General features: G+C 64.8%; 15 protein-coding genes. 14 read left to right on the top strand and 1 reads right to left on the bottom strand.

The genetic code is table 11. The annotated features are described in order from the left end of the window. Window positions 1–5 precede the first annotated feature (5 nt). The 12 genes from murG to KVT37_RS02940 all read left to right on the top strand — a co-directional run bounded on the left by murG (window position 6) and on the right by KVT37_RS02940 (window position 16,474). Window positions 6–1,130, top strand: coding sequence for an undecaprenyldiphospho-muramoylpentapeptide beta-N-acetylglucosaminyltransferase (gene murG, locus KVT37_RS02995; RefSeq protein ID WP_217569464.1), 1,125 nt, complete (start codon window positions 6–8; stop codon window positions 1,128–1,130). Next, entirely contained in the window at window positions 1,127–2,533 is a 1,407-nt protein-coding gene (gene murC, locus KVT37_RS02990; protein WP_217569462.1) for a UDP-N-acetylmuramate--L-alanine ligase, read from the top strand. Before murG ends, murC begins: the two co-directional genes overlap by 4 nt. Continuing rightward, the gene (gene murB, locus KVT37_RS02985) at window positions 2,530–3,495 is read left to right on the top strand and encodes a UDP-N-acetylmuramate dehydrogenase (protein ID WP_217569460.1); all 966 of its coding nucleotides are present in this window, start codon (window positions 2,530–2,532) and stop codon (window positions 3,493–3,495) included. Before murC ends, murB begins: the two co-directional genes overlap by 4 nt. A gap of 617 nt (window positions 3,496–4,112) precedes the next feature. After that, window positions 4,113–5,039, top strand: a complete 927-nt coding sequence (locus KVT37_RS02980; protein WP_217569458.1) for a D-alanine--D-alanine ligase — start codon at window positions 4,113–4,115, stop codon at window positions 5,037–5,039. Beyond that, the gene (locus tag KVT37_RS02975; protein ID WP_217569456.1) at window positions 5,027–5,971 is read left to right on the top strand and encodes a cell division protein FtsQ/DivIB; all 945 of its coding nucleotides are present in this window, start codon (window positions 5,027–5,029) and stop codon (window positions 5,969–5,971) included. The genes KVT37_RS02980 and KVT37_RS02975 overlap by 13 nt, the downstream gene beginning before the upstream one ends. Next, window positions 5,968–7,275: a cell division protein FtsA gene (ftsA, locus tag KVT37_RS02970; RefSeq protein ID WP_135872273.1), complete on the top strand. Its 1,308-nt coding sequence runs from the start codon at window positions 5,968–5,970 to the stop codon at window positions 7,273–7,275. The genes KVT37_RS02975 and ftsA overlap by 4 nt, the downstream gene beginning before the upstream one ends. A gap of 67 nt (window positions 7,276–7,342) precedes the next feature. Further along, entirely contained in the window at window positions 7,343–9,004 is a 1,662-nt protein-coding gene (ftsZ, locus tag KVT37_RS02965) for a cell division protein FtsZ (protein ID WP_217569454.1), read from the top strand. Window positions 9,005–9,383: 379 nt separating this feature from the next. Continuing rightward, the gene (gene lpxC / locus KVT37_RS02960) at window positions 9,384–10,331 is read left to right on the top strand and encodes a UDP-3-O-acyl-N-acetylglucosamine deacetylase (RefSeq protein ID WP_217569452.1); all 948 of its coding nucleotides are present in this window, start codon (window positions 9,384–9,386) and stop codon (window positions 10,329–10,331) included. Between the two features lie 354 nt (window positions 10,332–10,685). Further along, window positions 10,686–11,555 (top strand): outer membrane protein assembly factor BamD, encoded by an 870-nt coding sequence (locus KVT37_RS02955; RefSeq protein ID WP_217569450.1) that lies wholly within the window; start codon window positions 10,686–10,688, stop codon window positions 11,553–11,555. A gap of 214 nt (window positions 11,556–11,769) precedes the next feature. After that, complete coding sequence (gene recN, locus KVT37_RS02950) at window positions 11,770–13,443, top strand: DNA repair protein RecN (protein WP_217569441.1); 1,674 nt, start codon at window positions 11,770–11,772, stop codon at window positions 13,441–13,443. Between the two features lie 134 nt (window positions 13,444–13,577). Further along, on the top strand, window positions 13,578–15,782 hold the full coding sequence (gene ligA / locus KVT37_RS02945) for an NAD-dependent DNA ligase LigA (RefSeq protein WP_217569439.1): 2,205 nt from the start codon (window positions 13,578–13,580) through the stop codon (window positions 15,780–15,782). Then, the gene (locus KVT37_RS02940; protein WP_217569437.1) at window positions 15,782–16,474 is read left to right on the top strand and encodes a DUF2461 domain-containing protein; all 693 of its coding nucleotides are present in this window, start codon (window positions 15,782–15,784) and stop codon (window positions 16,472–16,474) included. Before ligA ends, KVT37_RS02940 begins: the two co-directional genes overlap by 1 nt. A 15-nt stretch (window positions 16,475–16,489) precedes the next feature. Here KVT37_RS02940 and KVT37_RS02935 read toward each other — a convergent pair whose 3' ends face one another. Next, entirely contained in the window at window positions 16,490–17,248 is a 759-nt protein-coding gene (locus tag KVT37_RS02935) for an SDR family NAD(P)-dependent oxidoreductase (protein ID WP_217569435.1), read from the bottom strand. A gap of 317 nt (window positions 17,249–17,565) precedes the next feature. Here KVT37_RS02935 and KVT37_RS02930 point away from each other — a divergent pair, with 317 nt between their 5' ends. Both KVT37_RS02930 and KVT37_RS02925 read left to right on the top strand, forming a co-directional pair. Next, on the top strand, window positions 17,566–18,294 hold the full coding sequence (locus tag KVT37_RS02930; RefSeq protein WP_217569433.1) for an AzlC family ABC transporter permease: 729 nt from the start codon (window positions 17,566–17,568) through the stop codon (window positions 18,292–18,294). Next, a complete protein-coding gene (locus KVT37_RS02925; protein WP_217569431.1) occupies window positions 18,291–18,587 on the top strand; it encodes an AzlD family protein in 297 nt (98 codons plus the stop codon). Before KVT37_RS02930 ends, KVT37_RS02925 begins: the two co-directional genes overlap by 4 nt.

The following is an 18,587-nucleotide window of genomic DNA, read 5'->3' as shown; positions in this document are numbered from 1 at the left end:
GCGGGATGGCAAAGGGTGTCATCCTGCTTGCAGCCGGCGGAACGGGCGGACATCTGTTCCCGGCCGAAGCGCTTGCGCATGAGCTGATCGAGCGCGGCTGGAAGGTGCATCTTGCCACCGACCGTCGCGCCGAGCGTTATTCCGGCCAGTTTCCCGCCGCCGACATCCATGCGATCCCGTCGGCGACGCTGGGCTCGAAGAATCCGGTCGCCGTGATCTCGGCCTTCTGGAAGATCTGGCAAGGCGTGCGCGCAGCCGGACGCATCATCGCCCGGATCAAGCCGGAGGCGGTCGTCGGCTTCGGCGGCTATCCGACGCTGCCGCCGCTTTATGCGGCGACACGGCGCAAGGTGCCGACGCTGATCCACGAGCAGAACGCGGTCATGGGCCGCGCCAACAAGGCGTTGGCAAGTCGCGTCGATGCGATTGCCGGCGGCTTCCTGCCGGAAGGGGAAAGCGCGGACGGCGCCAAAACCGTGACCACCGGCAATCCGGTCAGGCCGCAGGTGCGAGAGGCGGCGAAAACGCCTTACGTGGCATCGAACGAGAGTGAGCCGTTCCGCTTCCTGGTGTTCGGCGGCAGCCAGGGCGCGCAATTCTTTTCCGATGCCGTTCCGGCTGCGATCGCGCTCTTGCCGCAAGACCTGCGCAAGCGGCTGGCGATCACCCAGCAGGCGCGCGCCGAGGATGTGGCGCGGGTGAAGGCCGCCTATGCCGAGCTCGGCGTCGACGTCCAGGTCTCGCCCTTCTTCACCGACATGGCGGCGCGCATGGCGGCGGCGCATCTGGTGATGTCGCGCTCCGGTGCTTCTACCGTTTCGGAGATCGCCGTCATCGGCCGGCCGGCATTGCTGGTGCCTTACCCGCATGCGCTCGACCACGATCAGGCGGCGAATGCCGCGGCACTTGCCGCGGCCGGTGGCGCGGAGCTCCATCCGCAGTCGACCCTGTCGGCCGAACGGATTGCCGAGCTGGTCGGCGGGCTGATGCAGGATCCGAACCGGCTGGCGACCATGGCCGCCGCGGCCCGCTCCGCCGGCAAACCCGACGCGGCGCGGTTGCTCGCCGATCTGACAGAGGCTATTGCGTCCGGCAAAACGGTTTCAGACTACAGGAGGACGCGCGCATGAAGATGCCGCAGACGATCGGCCTCGTGCATTTCATCGGCATCGGCGGCATCGGCATGAGCGGCATCGCCGAGGTGCTGCACAATCTCGGCTACAAGGTGCAGGGTTCCGACCAGGCCGACGGCGCCAATGTGCAGCGGCTGCGCGACAAGGGTATCGAATGCTTCGTCGGCCACAGGGCCGAGAATCTCGGCGACGCCGAAGTCGTTGTCGTCTCGACCGCGATCAAGAAGTCCAACCCCGAGCTCAAGGCCGCGCGCGAGAAGCTGCTGCCGATCGTGCGCCGGGCCGAGATGCTGGCCGAGCTGATGCGCTTCCGCCAGGCGGTCGCCATCGGCGGCACGCATGGCAAGACGACGACCACCTCGATGGTGGCGACGCTGCTCGAAGCCGGCGGGCTCGACCCGACCGTCATCAATGGCGGCATCATCAATGCCTATGGCACCAATGCGCGCATGGGCGATGGCGAATGGATGGTGGTCGAAGCGGACGAGAGCGACGGCACTTTCCTCAAGCTGCCGGCCGACATCGCCGTCGTCACCAACATCGACCCTGAGCATCTCGACCACTATGGCAGCTTCGACAAGGTGCGGGAGGCTTTCCGCCAGTTCGTCGAGAACGTGCCGTTCTACGGCTTCGGCGTGATGTGCACCGACCATCCCGAGGTTCAGGCATTGGTCGGCCGCATCGAGGACCGGCGCGTCATCACCTATGGCGAGAACGCGCAGGCCGACGTGCGCTTCACCAACCATCGCACGCAAGGCGCGATCTCGGAGTTCGATGTCGTCATCCGCGACCGCAAGGGGCGCGGCACCTCGATCATCGAGGGGCTGCGCCTGCCGATGCCCGGCCGGCACAACGTGTCCAACGCGACGGCGGCGATCGCGGTCGCGCATGAGCTCGGCCTCTCGGCCGAAGCGATCAAGAAGGGCCTGTCCTCCTTCGCCGGCGTCAAGCGGCGCTTCACCCATACCGGCTCCTGGAACGGCGTCGAGGTGTTCGACGATTACGGCCACCATCCGGTCGAGATCGCGGCGGTGCTGAAGGCCGCGCGCAGCGCGACCAAGGGGCGCGTCATCGCCATCGCGCAGCCGCATCGCTTCACCCGGCTGCACGACCTGTTCGAGGAATTCTCGGTCTGCTTCAACGACGCCGACACCGTCATGGTGGCGCCGGTCTACCCGGCAGGCGAGGAACCCATCGAAGGTGTCACTTCCGACGCGCTGGTGTCGCGCATCCGCTCCGGCGGTCATCGCGATGCGCGCTATATCGACGGCGCGGCGGCGATCGCGCCAGCCATTCGCGAGTTGGCCAAGCCCGGCGACTTTGTCGTCTTCCTCGGTGCCGGCAACATCACGCAATGGGCCTATGCGCTGCCCAAGGAACTTGGCGGGACGCCCTCATGATGCGCGGCCAGGATCTCATCGACAGGCTTGGCGATAAGCTTTCCGGCCTGCGCGGCCGTGTCACGCCGAACGCCGAGATGGACAAGATCACCTGGTTCCGGGCCGGCGGTCAGGCTGAGGCGCTGTTTCAGCCCGCCGACGAGGAGGACCTTGCTGCCTTCCTGCGGGCGGTGCCGGAAGAGGTGCCGGTCATGGTGGTCGGCGTCGGCTCGAACCTTCTGGTTCGTGACGGCGGCATTCCGGGTTTTGTCGTCAGGCTCTCGGCCAAGGGTTTTGGCGAGGCCGAGGTCATCGGGGCGACCACGATCAAGGCCGGTGCTGCAACGCCGGACAAGCGTGTCGCCGCGGTGGCGTATGAAGCCGGCATCGGCGGCTTCCATTTCTACCATGGCATTCCCGGCGCCATTGGCGGGGCGCTCAGGATGAATGCCGGCGCCAACGGCGTCGAGACGCGCGAGCGGGTCGTCGAGGTGAGGGCGCTGGACCGCAAGGGCAATCTCCATACGCTGAGCAATGCCGATATGGGTTACGCCTATCGCCACTCATCGGCGCCCGCCGGACTGATCTTCACCTCGGCGACCTTCGAAGGCGTTGCCGAAGACAAGGCGGCGATCAAGGCGGCGATGGATTCAGTGCAGAACCATCGCGAGACGGTGCAGCCGATCCGCGAAAAGACCGGCGGCTCGACCTTCAAGAATCCGGAAGGCACTTCGGCCTGGAAGGAGATCGACAAGGCCGGCTGCCGCGGGCTGATGATCGGTGGCGCGCAGATGTCGCCGATGCATTGCAACTTCATGATCAACACCGGCACGGCCACCGGCTACGACCTCGAATATCTCGGCGAGACGGTACGGGCGCGCGTGCTCGAGAATTCCGGCATCCGCCTGCACTGGGAGATCAAGCGCCTCGGCAATTTCCGGCCGGGCCACGCCGTGCAAGAGTTCCTCGGACAGCTCCTTTGAGGTGCGTTGACATTCAGGTGATGCCGGCCTGCAAACGGCGGCCTCCTGCGCTTCCGGCCTTTGCCGGCCGAAGCATGTGTTCCTGGGAGTGGCGTGGCAGTTAAGGCTACGGCCGGCGTAGGCCGGTGCTCACGTACTTTTAATACGCTCCGCTCCGGCCTTCGCCGGCCAAAGCCCTCATAAGTGTCTCCGCCCGATGAAGGCTACGGCCGGCGTAGGCCGGTTCTCGCATGCCACCTTGTTTGGTCGCTTCGCGCCCGTGTTCGACTCCGACTCGGCCTGACCTGAATCTCAACGCACCTCAGCGCCTCGTGAAGTTCAAGTAGTACTTGAACTTCGGTGCTCCGCGGCGGCGTCAACCGTTGCTGCAAAGACTCAACAACACACTTTTCTCGGCTGTTTTCGCGGAAAGTGAATCTCTCGGAATCATAGGCACTTGCCAGCGAATCAACTCTCTGATTCTCTGCCCTAAAGCGTTTCCTGATTTGAGTCGTTCGACGCGTTCAGCCGCGTTTTCCGTCTGGGGGGGCAACCTGCCGGAAGACTCGGACTCAATGCTTGGGAATGTCGTGCGGGAATATCGGTTGCAGGCCCGGCGTGAGAGGGGATGACGGGAAATGAAGAAGAAGCATGTGGCTGTTCTCCTCGGTGGATTCTCCTCGGAGCGGCCCGTGTCTCTGTCCTCGGGGAAGGCGTGTGCGGATGCGCTCGAGACTGAAGGCTATCAGGTCACCCGCGTCGATGTTTCGCGCGATGTCGGGTCTGTGCTTGCCGAGCTCAAGCCCGACGTTGCCTTCAACGCGTTGCACGGCCCGTTCGGCGAGGACGGCACCATCCAGGGAATTCTCGAATATCTCGCAATTCCCTACACCCATTCGGGCGTGCTCGCCTCGGCGTTGGCCATGAACAAGGAGCAGGCGAAGAAAGTCGCCAAGGCGGCCGGCATTCCGGTTGCGGAATCCAAGGTGGTCAATCGCTTCGCTGTCCAGAACAAGCACCCGATGAAACCGCCCTATGTGGTCAAGCCGGTCAATGAGGGGTCGAGCTTCGGCGTCGTCATCGTGCATGAGGGGCAGTCGCATCCGCCGCAGGTGATCGGCTCGACCGAGTGGAAATATGGCGAGATCGTCATGGTCGAGCGCTACGTCCATGGACGGGAGCTGACCTGCGCGGTGATGGGCGATGTGGCGCTCGGCGTCTGCGAAATCATCCCGACCGGGCATTCCTTCTACGACTACGATTCAAAATACGTTCCGGGCGGATCAAAACACGAAATCCCTGCTAAAATTTCACCGAATATTTACCAAAAAATACAGACACTGGCCCTTAAGGCTCATCTTGCCATCGGTTGCCGGGGCGTCTCCCGGTCGGACTTCCGTTACGACGACCGCCACTCCGAAAACGGCGAGGTTGTCTGGCTTGAGGTCAACACCCAGCCGGGCATGACGCCGACGTCTCTGGTGCCCGAAATCGCCGCGCAAGCGGGACACTCGTTCGGCGATTTGTTGAGTTGGATGGTGGAGGACGCTTCGTGTCTGCGTTGAGGTGGGGACAGGGTAATGGCGGAGGCGCGGCTGGTTTCGCGCTGTTCGGCATGTCGCTGTCATTCGACCGTTTCGTGTTGCCGCGTCAGCTTCGCCGGCCGGTGCGGGTGCTGGGGCGCCTGTGCGGCGGCGAGTATGAAGCGCCGCGCTTTTCGGCGGCGATCCTTTCCGCCGCGCTCATCGCGTCGAGCAGCGCCTATGGCGCCTATCTTGGCGGCTACACCGACGCCGTCGTGCAGGGCATCACGGCCCGCACCGGTTTTGCCGTCGACCAGATCAAGGTGGTCGGCAATCGCCAGACGTCCGAAATCGATGTGCTCGACCGGCTCGGCCTCGATGGCTGGACCTCGCTGATCGGCTTCGACGCCGAGGCCGCGCGCGAGCGCATCGCGACGCTGCCCTGGGTCGAGGGCGCAGCGGTGCGCAAGATCTATCCGCACACGCTGGAGGTTCGCATCGAGGAGCGTGAGGCTTTTGCGCTCTGGCAGCAGGGCACTTCGGTCTCGGTCATCGAGCGGTCGGGCGAAGTGATCGCGCCGTTCTCGGGCGGCAAGCAGGCACAGCTGCCGCTGATCATCGGCACGGGCGCGCCGGCCATGGCGCCGGCCTTTCTGGAGAAGATCAAGCGCTATCCTGAGCTTGAGGCGCGGGTCAAAGGCTACATCCGGGTCGGCGAGCGCCGCTGGGATCTGAGGCTTGAAAACGGCATCACGATCAAGCTGCCGGAAGACGACGAGGGCCAGGCGGTCGCCGAATTGGTCAAGATCGATCATGACAACGGGCTTTTGACGCGCGACATCGCTGCCGTCGACATGCGGCTCCCTGACCGGCTGGTCGTGGAGCTTTCGCCGGAAGCCGCGACGCAGCGCGAGGCCGCGCTCAGCGACAAGCCGAAGAACCTGGCCAAGCGCAAGGCGGGGACAAAGATATGAACTGGCTTGGCGGCAGTGCCGATGCTTCTTCGCGCCGGTCGGGCACGCTCACGGTGCTCGATGTCGGCTCCAGCAAGGTTTGCTGCGTGGTGGCGAAGCTCAAGCCGAACGAAGACGGCAAGCTGCTGCGCGGGCGTTCGCACCGCATCCAGGTGATCGGCATCGGTCACCAGAAGTCGCAGGGCGTGAAGTCGGGCGTCGTGGTCGATCTCGACCGCGCCGAACATGCCATTCGCCTGGCCGTCGATGCAGCCGAGCGCATGGCCGGGCTCACGGTCGATTCCCTCATCGTCAACATGACGGCCGGCCGGCTGAAGAGCGAAGCCTTCTCGGCGACCATCAATCTCGGCGGCCATCAGGTCGAGGAAGTCGACATCAAGCGCGTGCTTGCGGCCGGCGCCAAGCAGGCGCTGAGGGCCGAGCGCGAGGTGATCCATTCGCTGCCGGTCGGTTTCTCGCTTGATGCCGAGCGCGGCATGCGCGATCCGCGCGGCATGGTCGGCGATGCGCTTGGCGTCGACATGCATGTGCTGACGGGCGATGCCGCACCCATGCGCAATCTGGAGCTTTGCATCAACCGCTCGCATCTGTCGGTCGAGCGTATGGTGGCGACACCCTACGCCAGCGGGCTTGCCTCGCTGGTCGATGACGAGCTCGAAATGGGCGCCGCCTGCATCGACATGGGCGGCGGCACGACGACCATTTCGGTGTTCTCGGAAGGCAAGTTCGTCCATGGCGACGCCATCGCCATCGGCGGCAACCATGTGACGCTCGACATGGCCAAGGGCCTGTCGACGTCGCTCGACGCCGCGGAACGGCTGAAGGTGATGCACGGCTCGGCGCTGCCCGGCAGCGCCGACGACCGCGACCTCGTCTCGATCCAGCCGATCGGCGAGGAAGGCGATGTGCCGCTGCAGATCCCGCGCTCGGTGATGACGCGCATCATCCGCGCCCGCATCGACGAGACGCTGGAGCTTCTGCGCGACCGGCTGAACAAGTCCGGCTACGGCAACGCCGTGGGAAAACGCGTCGTGCTGACCGGCGGCGCCAGCCAGCTCTCCGGCCTGCCGGAAGCGGCGCGCCGCATTCTGGGCCGCAATGTGCGCATCGGCCGGCCGCTCGGCGTGGCCGGCCTGCCGGAAGCGGCCAAGGGACCGGCGTTCTCGACCCCGGTCGGACTGATGATCTATCCGCAGATGGCGAGCTTCGAGAGCCATTCGGCGAAAGGACTTTCCGGTTTCAGGATGACCGGGACGGGCGGAAAACTGCATCGCATGAGTCAGTGGTTGAGAGACAGTTTTTAATTTGACGGGGACAGCCCCATAGGCGGCCGCAGCGGCGAGGCGGCGGGAAAGGCAAAGGACGGAGACAATGACCATCAATCTGCAAAAGCCGGACATCACCGAGCTTAAGCCCCGCATCACCGTGTTCGGTGTCGGCGGCGGCGGCGGCAATGCCGTCAACAACATGATCACCGCCGGTCTGCGCGGGGTCGAATTTGTCGTTGCCAACACCGACGCGCAGGCGCTGACCATGTCGAAGGCCGAGCGGCTGATCCAGCTCGGCGCGCATGTCACCGAAGGCCTTGGCGCCGGCTCGCAGCCGGAAGTCGGCCGCGCGGCGGCGGAAGAGTGCATCGACGAGATCATCGATCACCTGTCCAACACGCATATGTGCTTCGTCACCGCCGGCATGGGCGGCGGCACCGGCACGGGCGCTGCTCCGGTCGTTGCCCGCGCGGCGCGCGAGAAGGGCATCCTCACCGTCGGCGTCGTCACCAAGCCGTTCCATTTCGAAGGCCAGCGCCGCATGAAGACGGCCGATATGGGCATCGAGGAACTGCAGAAATGCGTCGATACCCTGATCGTCATTCCCAACCAGAACCTGTTCCGGCTGGCCAATGACAAGACCACCTTCGCCGACGCCTTCGCCATGGCCGACCAGGTGCTCTATTCGGGTGTCGCCTGCATCACCGACCTGATGGTCAAGGAAGGCCTGATCAACCTCGACTTCGCCGACGTGCGCTCGGTGATGCGCGAGATGGGCAAGGCGATGATGGGCACCGGCGAGGCTTCGGGCGAAGGCCGCGCGATGGCCGCGGCGGAAGCCGCGATCGCCAACCCGCTGCTCGACGAGACCTCGATGAAGGGCGCCAAGGGCCTGCTGATCTCGATCACCGGCGGCCGCGACCTGACCCTGTTCGAGGTGGACGAAGCCGCGACCCGCATCCGCGAAGAGGTCGACCAGGACGCCAACATCATCCTCGGCGCCACTTTCGACGAGGAGCTGGAAGGCGTGATCCGCGTATCGGTCGTCGCCACCGGCATCGACAAGTCGGCCGCCGAAATCGCCGCGGCGCCGATTTCGATCCGCGCGCCGCAGAAGCCGGCCGGCCGTCCGGCGGCGGCTCCGGTGGCTGAAATCCGCCCGGCACCGGTTCAGCAGCAGGTCTACGAACCGCGCGCGGTCGATCCCGTCGCCGAGGCGATCCAACTCGCCGAGGCAAACGCCGCCGCCATGGCGCAGGCGCGCCCCATGCCGGTCGACGACTTCCGGCCGCAGAGCAAGATCTTCCAGGCTCCGCCGGCCCAGCCGCAGCCACAGCCTGTGGTGCCGCAGCAGGTCATGCAGCAGCCCGCGCCGCAGCGCGAGATGCCGCAGCCGGTGGCCGTGGCGCCGCAGCGCATGCCGCGCGTGGAAGACTTTCCGCCGGTCGTAAGGGCTGAAGTCGAAGCCAAGACGCGGCCCGCGGATCATGAAAACAGCGGTCCGATGGGGCTGATCAAGCGGTTGACCAACGGCCTGACCCGCCGCGAGGAAGAGCCGGCCCGGCTCCAGCCGGCGCAGCCGCGCGAGCCGAAGCTGCGCCAGGCGGCACCGGAGATGCGCCGCCTCGCCAGCCAGGATCCGCAGCTCTACGCGCCGCGCCGTGGCCAGCTCGACGATCAGGGCCGGCTGACGCCGCAGGCCCGCACGGTCCAGGAAGACGACCAGCTGGAGATCCCGGCTTTCCTGCGCCGCCAGGCCAACTGAGCGATACAGCGGACCGCCGATCGCCGATACGGCGGACCGCCGATCGTTAACGATATATAACGGTTGTTAACAGGCAGGCGAGAAATCGTCTGCCTGTTGCTTTTATAAAGGGTATTTATAACAATGCGTTACGAGATATTTCTGACGCGTTCCGGTGGTTACACGGGGTAAGAAACCGTGATTTGGAGTCTCCCAAGGGGACCATTATCTTCGCCACGGACTAAAGTCGGTTTGCCGGGATTCGGGGAGTAGCCCTGCCTGCCGATCATACAGAGCCGCATGCTCTTGCTTATTTTGCCGCCTTTGTGCGAGCGCCAGACCATCCATCTGGCTGCAAGATACCCAAGGCCGATAGAGCGGACGCAGGCATTTTGGGCGTATGGGGTTACTCTTGCACGACTATCAGACGACAGTGAAATCGCGCGCGACGCTGACTGGCATCGGCGTCCATAGCGGCAAACCCGTCACCGTTCATTTCCTGCCGGCCGACGCCGATACGGGCATCGTCTTCCTTCTTTCGAATGGCGGCGAAGCCCGTGAGTTCCGCGCTCTGGTCGCGGAAGTCGGCGCCACCGATCTTTGCACCATGCTCGGCGATCCGGCAGGCGAGCATATCGGCACCGTCGAGCATCTGATGGCCACTGTGTTCGGTCTTGGCATCGACAACCTCGTCATCGAGATCGACGGTTCGGAAGTTCCGATTCTCGGCGGCAGCGCCATGGCCTTCGTCGAAGCCTTCGACCAGGCCGGCATCGAGACGCTGGCGATGAAGCGGCGCTATATCCGCGTGGTCAAGCCGGTGCGCGTGGAAGCCGGCGCTTCCTGGGCGGAGTTCCGGCCCTATGACGGCACGCGCTTCGAGGTCGAGATCGATTTCGAGAGCCCGGCGATCGGCCGCCAGCAATTCGCCTCCGACATTAACCCCGATATCTTCCGCCGCGACATTGCACGGGCGCGGACCTTCGGCTTCATGAAGGATGTCGAGCGGCTGTGGGCCGCCGGTTACGCGCTCGGCTCATCCCTGGAAAACTCGCTGGTCATCGGCGACGACAACCGCGTCATCAATGTCGGGGGCTTGCGCTATCCCAACGAGTTCGCCCGGCACAAGACGCTCGATGCGATGGGTGATCTGGCATTGGCCGGCGCGCGCTTCATCGGCTGCTTCCGTTCCTATCGCGGCGGCCATCGGATGAACGCTTCGGCGTTGCGCCGGCTGCTTTCCGACCGGACGGCTTTCGAGATCGTCGAGACGCGGCGCCGCGAGCGCGGCCGCGTCGCCGAGATGATCGCCGTCAGCGGGCCGGTCTACGCGCCTTGGGTCATCTAAGGCGTCTGATCTCATAGCCGACATCGCCATGCTCTGCGCGCCGTCCTTCGAGCGCGAAAGCTCGGTCACAGGCGTCAGCCGCGGCGTTTCCAGGCCCTCAATATGTAACGCTTCCTTTGCCACCTTGTGGCAGGGTCCCGATCGATGTCGCAGGACATCGCCGCCGGGTTTGCTCTAATGCAGGGCGGTGTGGTATTAATACATCACCGAGGCACGAAATCGTGCTCGGATCGCGGCGTTCGGCAGCCGCCACAAAAATGTGCGATTGGCCGGACATAGCGTTGCCGGGCAAGGGGATAATGGTTTATGGCTGCGGCCCGGACCGAAACGACGCCGAAGGGGCGGAATTCAAACATGTTTTTTTCGCGAGTTGGTCAATCGGTAGCGCCGCGTCGAGGTGTTTTGCTGGCGCTGTCGGTGGTTGCTCCCGCGCTCGTGCTGTCGGCCTGCATGTCCTCCGAGAAGGATGTCAACCTGGCGACCTATGTCGACCAGACCGAACCGGCCGACGTTCTCTACAACCAGGGCCTGGCCAACATGAATGCCGGCCGCCTCGATGAGGCGAGCAAGAAGTTCGACGCCGTCGACCGCCAGCATCCCTATTCGGAATTCGCGCGCAAATCGATGGTGATGGGCGCTTTCGCCGACTATCGCGCCGGCAATTATGACGAGGCGATCGGCACCGCGAAGCGCTATCTGACGCTTTATCCGTCGACCGACGAGGCCGCCTACGCGCAATACATCATCGGCTTGAGCTATTACCGCCAGATCAAGGATGTCACCCAGGACCAGAAGGAAGCGCGCCAGACCATCCAGACCATGCAGGATCTGGTGACGCGCTGGCCGAACTCCGAATATGTCGGCGACGCCAAGGACAAGATCCGCTTCGCCAACGACCAGCTCGCAGGCAAGGAGATGCAGATCGGCCGCTACTATCTCGAGCGCCGCGATTACATCGCCGCCGTGAAGCGCTTCCGCAACGTGGTCGAAAACTATTCCAGCACCCGCCATGTCGAGGAGGCGCTGGCGCGCCTGACCGAGTCCTACTATGCCATGGGCCTAACCTCGGAAGCGCAGACGGCCGCCGCGGTGCTGGGCAACAACTACCCTGACAGCCAGTGGTACAAGGATTCCTACAAGCTCCTGCAGAGCAACGGGCTTGCGCCGCGCGAAAATGCCGGGTCGTGGATCTCCAAGGCGGGGAAGCTGATCACCGGCGCCTGAAGCTTGCGGACAGGCTAAGGCGCATGTCGCGCTTTTCGGATTGATCCGGCGCAAAAACAAAAAGATAGTGCGGCGCTGCGACTCCCTATGGTCGCACCTTAGGGCGTCGCGCTTGAACGGGCCGATGCGACGCGCTTTAAGTCTCTTGTTTTTGGCGCGTGTCGTTGTCCAAACCGGGTCCATTTTGGCCGACATGCAATAGGTCCGGGTTCTGATGCTGTCCAGACTGTCGATCCGCGATATCGTCCTGATCGAGAAGCTGGACATCGACTTCCTGCCCGGGCTTTCGGTGCTGACCGGCGAAACCGGCGCCGGCAAATCCATCCTGCTCGATGCCTTGTCGCTGGCGCTCGGCGCGCGCGGCGATGCCTCGCTGGTCCGCCACGGCGCCGCGCAAGGCCAGGTGATCGCCGTGTTCGACGTGCCGCGCAACCATCCGGCGCGCGCGCTGCTTGCCGGAAACGACATCGAGGATGATGGCGACATCATCCTGCGCCGCGTGCAGACGGCCGACGGCCGCACGCGCGTTTTCGTCAACGACCAGCCTTCCAGCGTCACGCTGATGCGCGATGTCGGCCGGGCGCTGGTCGAAATCCATGGCCAGCATGACGAACGCGCGCTGGTCGATCCCGGCGCGCACCGCGAATTGCTGGACAGTTTCGGCGGCCATCTGGGCGCTGTGCGCGGCACGGGCGAGGCCTGGCGCTACTGGCGAAACTGCGAGCAGGAGCTTTCGCGGCATCGCGCCAAGGTCGAGGCTGCGGCGCGCGAGGCCGACTATCTGCGTGCCTCCGTGGCCGAACTGGCAAAGCTCGATCCGCAGCCGGGCGAGGAAACCGAGCTTGCGGACCTGCGCGCGCAGATGATGCGCGTCGAAAAGATCGCCGGCGAAATCCATGACGCGCAGGACGTCTTGTCCGGGCCGTCCTCGCCCTTGCCGCAGCTCGCCAGCCTGTTGCGCCGGCTGCAGCGCAAGGCGGGCGAGGCGCCGGGCCTGCTCGACGATGTGGTGAAATCGCTGGACGAGGCGATGATCTCGCTCGATGCGGCGCAATCCGGGGTCGAAGCCGCGCTTCGCGCCACCGAATATGATCCGCAGCGCCTGGAGAAGGCGGAAGAGCGGCTGTTCGCGCTGCGCGCCGCCTCGCGCAAGCACAATGTCGCGGTCGACGATCTGGCGCAGTTGCGCGACACGATGGTGGCCGATCTTGCCGATCTCGATGCCGGCGAGGGGCGGCTGCATGCGCTGGAGAAGCAGGCCGCCGCCGGTCGCGAGGCCTATGATATTTCCGCCGGACAGCTTTCGTCGCTGCGCCACGCGGCGGCGGGGGGGCTGACCAAGGCGGTGATGACGGAATTGCCGGCGCTCAAGCTCGAGCGGGCCGAGTTCATCGTCGGGATGACGAGCAATCCCGAAAGCCGCATGGAGGAAGGCATCGACCAGGTCGAATTCTGGGTGCGGACCAATCCGGGCACCAGGCCGGGGCCGATGATGAAGGTCGCCTCCGGCGGCGAGCTGTCGCGCTTCCTCCTGGCATTGAAGGTGGCGCTGGCCGATCGCGGCTCGGCGCCAACCCTGGTCTTCGACGAAATCGACACCGGCGTCGGCGGCGCGGTGGCCGACGCCATCGGCCAGCGGCTGGCGCGGCTGTCGAAACGGGTGCAGGTGCTTTCGGTCACGCATGCGCCGCAGGTGGCGGCACGCGCCGCGACGCATTTCTTGATCTCGAAATCCGGCGGCAAGGACCGCGTCGCCACCGGCATTGCCGAAATGGACCGCGCCGCCCGCCAGGAAGAAATCGCGCGCATGCTGGCAGGCGCCACCATCACCGACGAAGCCCGCGCTGCCGCCGACAGGTTGCTGCGCGAGAACACGGCGGCAGCTTAAGATTTCCGGACGCTGGCAGGCTGAGTCAGCAGATGGCTGCATCTTGCTGTTCAGGAATGATTTTTGCGCAAGCCGACTTCATGCCGGCGAATCCTGATTTATAGTGGCCCGCCATCATTCGAGGACAGCGCTGCATGTCGGAAAAAGCCGTCGATTCGTTGAGCGAAAGCGAAGCCACGAATGAGCTGAAGCAACTGGCGGCCGAGATTGCCGAGCACGACCGGCGCTATCATGCCGAAGACGCGCCGACGATCACCGACGCGGAGTACGATGCGCTGCGCCGGCGCAACCTCGCCATCGAGGAGCGATTCCCTGACCTGGTGCGTGACGATTCGCCGTCGCGGCGGGTCGGCGCGCCGCCCGCGGAAGGCTTTGCCAAGGTGCGCCACGCGGTGCCGATGCTCAGCCTCGCCAAGGCCTATACCGACCAGGACGTCACCGACTTCATCGAGCGCGGGCGGCGTTTCTTCGACCGCGACAAGGACCTCGACATCGCCTTTACCGCCGAACCGAAGATCGACGGGCTGTCGGCCTCGCTGCGCTACGAGAACGGCGTGTTCGTGCAGGGCGCGACGCGCGGCGACGGCGCCGTCGGCGAGGACATCACCGCCAATCTCAAGACCATCGCCGATATCCCGAAGACGTTGAGAGGCTCGGGCTGGCCGGGGACGATCGAAATCCGCGGCGAGGTCTACATGACCTATGCCGAATTCGAGGCGCTGAAGCAGCGTTCGGCGGCGGTCGGCGGCCAGGATTATGTCAATCCGCGCAACACCGCGGCAGGCTCGCTGCGCCAGAAGGATCCGTCGGTTACGGCCAGCCGCAACCTGAAATTCTTCGCCTATGCCTGGGGCTACACGACGGCGGACCCCGCGCCGACGCAGTTCGAAGCGGTGCAGAAGTTCGGTGAGTGGGGCTTCAAGATCAGCCCGCTGATGGTGCGGGCGAAATCGGTCGAGGACCTGATCGAGCAGTATCACCGGATCGAGGAGCAGCGTTCCTCGCTCGGCTATGACATCGACGGCGTCGTCTACAAGGTCGACCAGCTGGAGCTGCAGCGCCGCTGGGGCTTCGTCACCGGCGAGCCGCGCTGGGCGGTCGCCCACAAATTCCCGGCCGAGCAGGCGATGACGACGGTCGAGAAGATCGACATCCAGGTCGGCCGCACCGGCACGCTGGCGCCGGTGGCGCGGCTGGCGCCGGTGACGGTCGGCGGCGTGGTGGTCGAGAACGTCACGCTGCACAACGAAGACTACATCAAAGGCTTCGACAGCAACGGCCAGCCGATCCGCGACGGCATCGATGTGCGCATCGGCGATACGGTGGTGATCCAGCGGGCAGGGGATGTCATCCCACAGATCGTCAGTGTCGTCATCGACAAGCGGCCGGCTGCTGCCGTGCCTTACGAATTCCCGCATACCTGTCCGGTCTGCGGCTCGCCGGCGACCCGCGAGATCAACGAGAAGACCGGCAAGGAGGATTCGCGGCGCCGTTGCACTGGCGAGCTGATCTGCGCCGCGCAAGCCGTGGAAAGGCTGCGCCATTTCGTGTCGCGCGGGGCGCTCGATATCGAAGGCCTGGGCGCGGAAAACATCGACCTCTTCTTCAATTCGGGGCTGGTGAAGACCGCGGCCGATATCTTTACGCTGAAGGATCGCCGGCCGGCCGTCACCAAGGCCTTGGCCGAGCGGCGCGAGGAGCAGGCGAGGCTGCGCGAGGAGGCGTCGGGCAAGGCGCGCAAGAATGTGCGCGGCGTCGAGGAGCGCAACTATGAAGGCCTCGACAAACTGTTTTCGGCCATCGATGCGCGCCGCGAGCCGGAGCTCGACCGCTTCATCTTTGCGCTCGGCATCCGCCATATCGGCGAGACTACCGCCGCCGTGCTTGCCCGCCAGTTCTCGACCATCGAGGAACTGATCCGCGTCGGCAAGGAAACCGCAAAGGCGGAAGATCCGCACACCGTATTCCCGTCGATCAACGGCATAGGCGACACCGTCATCGATGCGTTGCGCGATTTCTTCGGCAACGAACGCAATGACGACGTGCTCGACAAGCTTCTCGAACAGGTCAAGCCGAAGCCTTATATCGTCACCGTCTCGGCCGACAGCGAGGTTGCCGGCAAGACCATCGTCTTCACCGGCACGCTGGAAAAGATGACACGCTCCGAAGCCAAGGCAATGGCTGAACGGCTCGGCGCCAAGGTCGCGGGCTCGGTATCGGCCAAGACCGATCTGCTGGTGGCCGGGCCGGGGGCGGGTTCCAAATTGAAGCTTGCCGGTGAACTCGGCGTCGAAGTCATCGACGAGGACACCTGGCTACAGCGGGTCGGCAAGGCGTGATGGCGGGCGCGTTCAAGGGTTTTGGGCCAAAAGCCATTCCGTTCTTCAAGGCGCTGGACTTCCACCAGAGCCGCGAGTGGTTCCAGGAAAACCGCGACCTGTTCGACAGCGAGCTGCACGGGCCGTTCTGCGATCTCGTCGAGACGCTCAGCGAGCGATTCGAGGCGGCGAAGCTCGGCTTGCGTGGCGACCGCAAGAAATCGCTGTTCCGGATCAATCGCGACGTGCGCTTCGCCAAGGACAAGCGGCCCTACAACCGGCATCTGTCGGCGATCCTGTCGCCGGACGGCACCAAGATGTCGCAAGGCGTCTTCTACGTGCATATCGGGCTGGAGCGCTGCTTCGCCGGCGTCGCCTGGTGGCAGCCGGCACCTGAACTGCTGCAGGCGATGCGCAAGGCTATCGTGGACAAGCCAGCCAAGTTCCGCACCATGGTCTCCTCGCTCAAGAAGGCAGGTCTCGAGCTCGATTCGGAGGATCGCCTGAAGCGCGCGCCGCGCGGCTTCGAGGACGTCGGCGACGACGACCTCGCCCAGGCGGTGCGCAACCGGCATTTCGTGGTCCGGCACGACATCGATCCGGCGACGATCCATTCGCCGGCGCTGGTCGACGATCTCGTCGACTTCACGCTTGGCGCCAGGCCGCTGCTCGACTGGGGCAGGGCGATTCAGGGCACGGCTGTGGCGGCTTGACGCCGTTGCCGCAGCCTACATCCGCATCAGCAGGCCACCGTCGACGGCGAGCTCGATGCCGGTGATGTAGCTCGCGCCATCCGAGAGCAGGAACAGCGCGGCATTGGCCATATCCTGCGGCGTGCCGATGCGGCCGAGCGGTGTGTAGTCCGCCACGGCGGCACGTTTCTCCTCGGTGTCCCAACGCGCCTGCAGCGGCGTCAGCGCCATGCCCGGGCAGATGGCGTTCGAGCGGATGCGCTCGCCGGCAAGCTGCATGGCCAACGACTTGGACAGCGCACAGACGCCTGCCTTCGAGGCCTGATAGGCATCCTGCGGCTTTGGATCGCCGCGATACCACTGGATGGTCGAGAAATGCACCATGGCGCCGCCGCGCCCGCCGGCGCGCATATGGGGGACGACCGCGCGTGCCGTATGCACGAAAGACTTCAGATTGATGTTGAAGACCTGGTCCCAGACATTGAGATCCATCTCGAGCGCCGACTTGTCGCGGCCGAACCACAGCACGCCGGCGACATTGGCGAGATAGTCGATGCCGCCGCGCTCGCGGCCGGCGGCGCTGATGGTCCTCTCGACGAAGGCGGCATCGGTCAAATCGCCTTGGGCGAAGGTCAGCCTGTCGTCATAGGCGGCAAGCGAGACCGGGCGCTGCTTGATGTCGATGGCGGTGACGGAGGCGCCGGCATCGAGCAGCGCAAGCGCGATCGCCTCGCCCATGCCGCCGCCTGCTCCGGTGACGACCGCATGCCTGCCGGTGAAATCAAAGACGATCATTCATTACCCCTCTTTTGTCCTGATCTTGGCACCGGGTTTGATCGCTCGACAATAGGGACGGGTGGAAAATCCATCTTTGTGCAACTGCTCGGACGCTTCTCGGTTTGTCACCGGTCACAGCGCGGGCGATCAGTTCCGCTGATCGTTGGGTCAAGCGAATTGGTGTGACATTGAAGGCGACGCTCCCTACATCAGGCCGCACTTGAAGCGCGTCGCGCTGGAACGGATTCAGGCGACGCGCTTCAAGTCTTTGTTTGATGCATGTCGTTGTCCCAGAGCCGCCGCGCACTTCTGGGTGCCATGCATAGGAGCGGCTGATGACAGCGGAAGCAATCTCTGAGGGCAGAGCCGGCAACGATTTCTGGGACGGCGTGCGGTTGTCGATGCCGGTCGTCGTCGCCTCGGCGCCATTCGCGGTGCTGTTCGGCGCCTTGGCCGTCGACAATGGTTTCTCCGTGCTCGAGGCGTTTCTGATGAGCGCCATGATCTATGGCGGCGCCAGCCAGATGGTCGGCATCGAGCTGTTCGGCCAGCATGTCGCGCCATGGCTGATCGTGCTGTCGATCTTCGCGGTGAATTTCCGTCATGTGCTCTATTCGGCCGGCATCGGCAGGCGGATCGCGCATTGGCCGCTGCTGCAGCAGGCCGCCGGCTATTTCATCTTGACGGACCCGCAATTCGCCATCGCCGAGGCAAGGGCTGAATCCGGCCGTCCGGTCGGTTTCGTCTGGTATCTGGGGCTCGGCCTGCCGGTCTATGTGTTCTGGGTGATCGAAAGCGGGTTAGGCGCCGTATTCGGCAAGATGATCCCGGACACGCATGCGCTGGGCATCGATTTCCTGCTGCCGATCTACTTCCTCGGCCTGGTGCTCGGCTTCCGCAAGCGGCCGCTTTGGGCGCCCGTGGTTGCTGCCAGCGCCGTCGCCTCGATCATTGCCTACAGAACCGTCGGCTCGCCCTGGCATGTCTCGATCGGCGCGATCGCCGGTGTTCTCCTGGCGGTGATCCTGCCGCCGCATCACAGCGGCGTGGGCAAGCGGCCATGAGCACGACCTTCTGGATCATCCTCGCCGGCGCCATCGCCACCTATCTGACCCGTGTCGGCGGCCACCTCGTCATCTCGCGCTTCGAGAACATCCATCCGCGCGTCGAGGCCGGCCTCAACGCCGTGCCGGCCGCTGTGCTGACGACGCTTGTCGCGCCGGCTGTGCTCGGCGCCGGCCCTGCCGAATGGGCAGCGCTGATCGTCACCGCCGTCGTCTCTCTGCGCGGTGGCCTGATGGCGATGTTCCTGGCCGGCGCGGCCGTTTTGATCTTGGCGCGGCAGTTCGCCGGATAG

It is taken from the genome of Mesorhizobium sp. GbtcB19 (assembly GCF_019091085.1).
Classification (GTDB): Bacteria; Pseudomonadota; Alphaproteobacteria; order Rhizobiales; family Rhizobiaceae; genus Mesorhizobium.
This window is presented reverse-complemented; position numbering and strand designations above follow the sequence as displayed.

Coding starts and splice junctions, on each gene's coding strand:
- ftsA (WP_135872273.1), top strand. CDS start 5,968: ATGAACTGGCTTGGCGGCAGTGCCGATGCTTCTTCGCGCCGGTCGGGC.
- ligA (WP_217569439.1), top strand. CDS start 13,578: ATGTCGGAAAAAGCCGTCGATTCGTTGAGCGAAAGCGAAGCCACGAAT.
- murC (WP_217569462.1), top strand. CDS start 1,127: ATGAAGATGCCGCAGACGATCGGCCTCGTGCATTTCATCGGCATCGGC.
- KVT37_RS02955 (WP_217569450.1), top strand. CDS start 10,686: ATGTTTTTTTCGCGAGTTGGTCAATCGGTAGCGCCGCGTCGAGGTGTT.
- KVT37_RS02940 (WP_217569437.1), top strand. CDS start 15,782: ATGGCGGGCGCGTTCAAGGGTTTTGGGCCAAAAGCCATTCCGTTCTTC.
- recN (WP_217569441.1), top strand. CDS start 11,770: ATGCTGTCCAGACTGTCGATCCGCGATATCGTCCTGATCGAGAAGCTG.
- murG (WP_217569464.1), top strand. CDS start 6: ATGGCAAAGGGTGTCATCCTGCTTGCAGCCGGCGGAACGGGCGGACAT.
- lpxC (WP_217569452.1), top strand. CDS start 9,384: ATGGGGTTACTCTTGCACGACTATCAGACGACAGTGAAATCGCGCGCG.
- KVT37_RS02930 (WP_217569433.1), top strand. CDS start 17,566: ATGACAGCGGAAGCAATCTCTGAGGGCAGAGCCGGCAACGATTTCTGG.
- KVT37_RS02980 (WP_217569458.1), top strand. CDS start 4,113: ATGAAGAAGAAGCATGTGGCTGTTCTCCTCGGTGGATTCTCCTCGGAG.
- KVT37_RS02925 (WP_217569431.1), top strand. CDS start 18,291: ATGAGCACGACCTTCTGGATCATCCTCGCCGGCGCCATCGCCACCTAT.
- KVT37_RS02935 (WP_217569435.1), bottom strand. CDS start 17,248: ATGATCGTCTTTGATTTCACCGGCAGGCATGCGGTCGTCACCGGAGCA.
- ftsZ (WP_217569454.1), top strand. CDS start 7,343: ATGACCATCAATCTGCAAAAGCCGGACATCACCGAGCTTAAGCCCCGC.
- murB (WP_217569460.1), top strand. CDS start 2,530: ATGATGCGCGGCCAGGATCTCATCGACAGGCTTGGCGATAAGCTTTCC.